This window comes from Acinetobacter sp. V2 (genome assembly GCF_001188385.1).
In the GTDB taxonomy this organism is placed as follows: domain Bacteria; phylum Pseudomonadota; class Gammaproteobacteria; order Pseudomonadales; family Moraxellaceae; genus Acinetobacter; species Acinetobacter oleivorans.
Map to the genome: position 1 here is coordinate 126,206 of NZ_JZFB01000003.1, position 5,467 is coordinate 131,672.

At 38.1% G+C, this 5,467-nt stretch carries 2 protein-coding genes and 1 pseudogene; 2 read left to right on the forward strand and 1 reads right to left on the reverse strand.

Features of this window, described 5'->3' with window-relative positions; genetic code table 11:
* Positions 1-217 (forward strand): annotated as a pseudogene (locus tag UC75_RS21360) (transketolase family protein); the annotation flags it as partial.
* A 198-nt stretch (positions 218-415) separates the two neighbouring features.
* Entirely contained in the window at positions 416-1,645 is a 1,230-nt protein-coding gene (locus UC75_RS11540; RefSeq protein WP_049837680.1) for a hypothetical protein, read from the forward strand.
* Between the two features lie 43 nt (positions 1,646-1,688).
* Here UC75_RS11540 and metH read toward each other — a convergent pair whose 3' ends face one another.
* Positions 1,689-5,375 (reverse strand): methionine synthase, encoded by a 3,687-nt coding sequence (gene metH / locus UC75_RS11545; protein WP_049837681.1) that lies wholly within the window; start codon positions 5,373-5,375, stop codon positions 1,689-1,691.
* Between the last annotated feature and the right edge of the window lie 92 nt (positions 5,376-5,467).

Sequence of the window (5,467 nt, forward strand, 5' to 3'; positions counted from 1 at the left end):
TGGCCGTCCTGTTTTAACTGCTGAAAATCATTCAGTCATTGGCGGCTTAGGCGAAGCTGTCGGGTCCTTACTCTTAAGAAATGGACAACATCCTCGTTTTGACATGATTGGTTTGCCAGATGCATTTTTAGATGCAGGGGCATTACCAACTTTGCATGATCGCTATGGTATTTCAACTGAAGCAGTTAAAGAGAAGATTAAGTCACATTTAAAGTAAAAGTAGTATTTGCTTAATGTGGATAGTATGGAAATAGATCCGTTGAAATCCCTTAATCTTAAAGGTTGGGGGATTTTTTATCTCAATATGCTAAGGAAATGTAGACATCAATTAACAGGAAGTTAGCTATTTTGAGGGTTTGGTTTAAATAATTATCTGTTATAAGATGAATAAAAATTATAAATAGGATTTGAAAAAATGAAAAAAATACACTTTAGTCTATTAAGTTTTTTAATGTTGGCTGGATGTGGTGAAAATAACCAAAGTATAGTACCAAATAAAGATAATACATTGTTTATACAAGGCGTTAGTGTTAATGAAAAGGTTGAATTAAACCCAGCCATAACCAACTATGACCTAATTGCTTATGGTAATGAACCTACTGAGGCTGTCTTGATTAATTTAACGGGACAGGGAAAAAAACTCTTGGGCTCTATTTCATTAAAACCTTATTCAAATATAGCGAGTTTAGATTATTTGGTATGGAAGGATACTTTAAATAAGGCACTTATATGTTTACCACTCTTAACTTGTTCAGATGGTACGACATATAAGATAGAAAATTTCGGGGATAAATTTAAATTGAGTTTTGATTTGAATCAGTCCAAAAATGAGTTCTCAGTAACTTCTATAAATGGAGAGGAGATAGGAAATAGAGTTCCCGTAGTTGTGTCTGGAAATATAAATTTTACGGTTCCTTCAAATTGGCCATTGTTTCAAAAAGATAGGTTTTCAGTTATCAAAGTTAATGATATTGCTATTGATGGAAGTATTTTTAAAATTATAGATTTTGAAGAGTCAAAGCAATATTATAATAATGAATTAATATACACTACAAAAAAATTTACTTTGAAGAAAAATGAAGATATTTCATATTTAAGTATAATATTTTATGAAAATAAGGTGAAAAGTAATGCATTAATTAATTTGGTATATAAAGGTGGGGATTTTGAAAATATAGAGAAATTGAGCGATCAGTTTTGGAAGGAAGATCAAAAAAATATAGAATTTAATCTCGAAAATATAGAATTGATTGATCATACTAATAATAGGAAACTAAATGTTAGTGTAAATATGAACATGCCTAAAACTTATAGTGACTTACAATTTGGGGATCAAAAAATAGTAATGTTGCCTATTCACAATCGTTATATAGCTACAGTTAAAAATGATCAAAAAATTTATAATCTAGGTTTTGAAAATAGTAATGAATTAATTGATATATCTATCATTCAAGAGCTTGCAGGACATTTAAGCGTTAAAACAATAGTTGGTGAACAAGAGTTTATGTGCGGAAATCGAGAAATCCCTTGTTCTGGCATAACTTCAGATAGTAATAGACAAACCTTTTATTTTCATAATGTAAAAGCAGGAGCGAATACACTTAATGGTATGACTCATATTACAGGAGTATTTGAACAAAAATAAAAAAATCCCCTCAATTGAGGGGATTTAATATTATTACTTAAGCTTAAACAATCGAATCATCTAAATTCGGCCCTAACCAGCGTTTTGCCTCATCAAGTGTCCAACCTTTACGTTTTGCATAATCTTCAAGTTGGTCTTGAGAGATTTTACCAACGTTAAAATATTCACTTTGTGGATGAGAATAATAGAAACCACTTACTGAAGATGGTGGCATCATTGCAAAGTGTTCAGTCAGTTTAGTACCGATTTTGTCTGTAGAACCTAACCAGTCAAACAACACCGCTTTTTCAGAGTGCTCTGGGCAAGCTGGGTAACCCGGTGCAGGGCGAATACCAACGTATTTTTCTTTAATCAGCTCTTCATTATCGAGCTGTTCATCAGCTTTATAACCCCAGAACTCTTTACGAATGCGTTCATGCAAGTGTTCTGCAAAGGCTTCAGCAAAACGGTCGGCTAGTGACTGAACTAAAATTGCAGAGTAGTCATCACCTTTGGCTTTGTACTCATTTGCCAATTCTTCTGCACCAAAAATCGATACAGTAAATCCGCCTAAGTAGTCTTGTTGCTCACGGTCAGCGCGAATGTAATCTGCTAAAGACAAGTTCGGTTTACCTGTGACTTTGTCAGATTGTTGACGTAAGTGCTCAAAGGTATGTGTAATATTTTGACCCGCTTCATCAAATACGCTGACGGTGTCAGCATCGGTGCGCTGAGCAGGGAACATACCAAATACAGCACGTGCATCAAAACGATTGTTGTCGATAATATCTTTCAACATTGCTTGAGCTTGGTTGTACAAATCTGTTGCAGCTTCACCAACCACTTCATCTTCTAAAATTTTCGGAAACTTACCTACCAAGCTCCAAGAAATGAAGAATGGTGTCCAGTCAAAATATTCTACAAGTGTTGCAAGTGGGTAATTGGTGAGGACTTGTGTTCCCAAAAGATTTGGTTTTGCAGGAACATAACTCTCATCAATTTTAAAGCCGTTTTTAACAGACTCTGCATAAGTTAGCTTGGCAGCTTTAGGCTGTTTGTTAGCTAAGCGCTCACGAATTTTGACATATTCAGCACGGTGCTCTGCAATAAAGTTTCCACGCATTTCTTTTGAAAGCAGGGTAGTTGCGACACCCACAGCACGTGAAGCATCGGCAACATAAATCACTGCATCGTTTTGGTATTGAGGGTCAATTTTTACTGCCGTATGTGCTTTTGAAGTTGTTGCACCACCAATCAATAAAGGAATGTTAAAGCCTTTACGCTGCATTTCTTTCGCAACAAACACCATTTCATCTAAAGATGGCGTAATCAGACCTGATAATCCAATGATGTCACATTTTTCATCAATTGCAGTTTGCAAGATTTTCTCGCAAGGCACCATCACGCCAAGGTCAACAATATCGTAACCATTACAGCCCAGTACCACGCCTACAATATTTTTACCAATATCGTGTACGTCGCCTTTAACAGTTGCCATCAGGACTTTACCTTTAGATTGGCTACCTGTTTTTTCAGCTTCAATGTACGGGTTGAGCCAAGCTACAGCTTGCTTCATAACACGTGCAGATTTCACAACCTGAGGTAAGAACATTTTGCCTGAACCGAACAAGTCACCAACAACGTTCATACCGTCCATCAAAGCGCCTTCAATTACATCTAAAGGACGTTTGGCTTTGAGGCGAGCTTCTTCTGTGTCTTCGTCAATGTAGGTGGTAATACCTTTAACCAATGCATATTCAAGACGTTTTTCTACAGGTTCGTTACGCCATTCAAGGTTTTCTGCTTCGCGCTGCGCACCACTATGACCACGGAACTTTTCAGCGACTTCAAGCAATTTTTCAGTAGCAAGTTGACCAGATTCGCCTTGGTTCTGGTTTAAAACAACATCTTCAACTGCATCTTTGAGTTCTTTAGGAATATCGTCATAAATGGCCATTTGACCAGCATTTACAATACCCATGGTCATGCCTTGTTTAATGGCATGGTACAAGAACACAGAGTGAATCGCTTCACGAACAGGCTCATTTCCACGGAATGAGAATGAAACGTTCGATACACCGCCAGAAATCATGGCGTGAGGTAAGTTTTGTTTAATCCAACCTGTGGCTTCAATAAAATCGACGCCATAGTTATTGTGTTCTTCAATACCTGTTGCTACTGCGAACACGTTTGGGTCAAAAATAATATCTTCAGCAGGGAAGCCCACATCGTTAACTAAAACGTCATAAGAACGTTTACAGATTTCGCGTTTACGCTCAGCAGTGTCGGCCTGACCAGTTTCATCAAAGGCCATCACAATAATCGCAGCACCATATTGGCGACACAGGCGAGCTTTTTCGACAAACTCGTCATAACCTTCTTTTAACGAAATTGAGTTAACAACGGGTTTACCTTGTACGCATTTTAAGCCTGCTTCAATGATTTCCCATTTTGATGAGTCAATCATGATTGGCACACGTGAAATATCTGGCTCAGATGCTACAAGGTTTAAGAAATGTACCATCGCATTTTGCGAATCGAGCATCCCTTCATCCATGTTAATGTCGATAATCTGAGCGCCAGCTTCTACTTGTTGCTGTGCAACTTCTAAAGCTTCGGCAAAGTTTTCTTCACGAATTAAGCGTAAGAATTTTTTTGAACCAGTAACGTTAGTACGTTCACCCACGTTAACGAACAATGAGTCATCATAAATATTAAATGGTTCTAAACCACTTAAGCGACAAGCTGGCTTAGTTTCAGGAATTTGACGTGGTGCAATGTCTTTTACAGCATTGGCAATAGCACGAATATGGTCTGGCGTCGTACCACAGCAACCACCGGTAATATTGATCAAACCACTTTCTGCAAATTCTTTTAAGAAGGCAGCAGTTTGTTCTGGTGTTTCATCATATTCACCAAAAGCGTTTGGTAAGCCAGCATTTGGATGAGCAGAAATGAACGTATCAGCAACATCAGATACGGTTTTAACATGAGGACGCATAGCATCTGCACCAAGGGCACAGTTGAAACCAATTGAAAGTAAGTCACCATGGCGTACAGAGTTCCAGAACGCTTCAGCAGTTTGACCTGTTAAGGTACGACCTGAAGCATCGGTAATGGTCCCTGAAATCATGAGTGGTAATTCATGACCAATTTGCTTAAAGACTTCTTTCACCGCAAAAATTGCAGCTTTACAGTTTAATGTATCAAAAACGGTTTCAATCAAAATGATATCTGCACCGCCTTTAATCAGCGCATGAGTTGCCTCAATATAGTTTTCTTTTAGCTCATCAAAGGTAATGTTACGAAAGGCAGGGTCATTTACATTAGGTGAAATTGAACAGGTACGCGATGTTGGACCGAGTACACCTGCTACAAAACGCGGTTTATCTGGGGTTGAATACTTTTCACAAGCTGCTTTAGCTAAACGTGCTGCTTCACGGTTAATCTCTGGAACAAGATCTTCCATGTGGTAATCAGACATTGAAACACGCGTGCCGTTAAAGCTGTTGGTTTCAATAATGTCTGCGCCTGCATCAAGATAAGCTTCATGAATACCTTGAATGATTTCGGGTTGAGTTAGCACAAGAAGGTCATTGTTACCTTTTAAGTCATGTGCCCAATCAGCAAAACGCTCACCACGGTAGTCGGCTTCTTCCAATTTATGGCGCTGGATCATCGTTCCCATTGCACCATCAATAATCAGAATGCGTTTAGCAAGAAGCGCTTTTAGGGTGGCAAGCGTAGACATAGAAAACCCCGATCTTTTATATGAATTTAAAAATGCGGCGCTATTGTAACAGAATAGCAGCACAATTGATGATCTATGACGACCCACCATTC

Bases quoted from the DNA above. Each gene is read 5' to 3' on its own strand.
- metH (WP_049837681.1), bottom strand. From the start codon at position 5,375: ATGTCTACGCTTGCCACCCTAAAAGCGCTTCTTGCTAAACGCATTCTG.
- UC75_RS11540 (WP_049837680.1), top strand. From the start codon at position 416: ATGAAAAAAATACACTTTAGTCTATTAAGTTTTTTAATGTTGGCTGGA.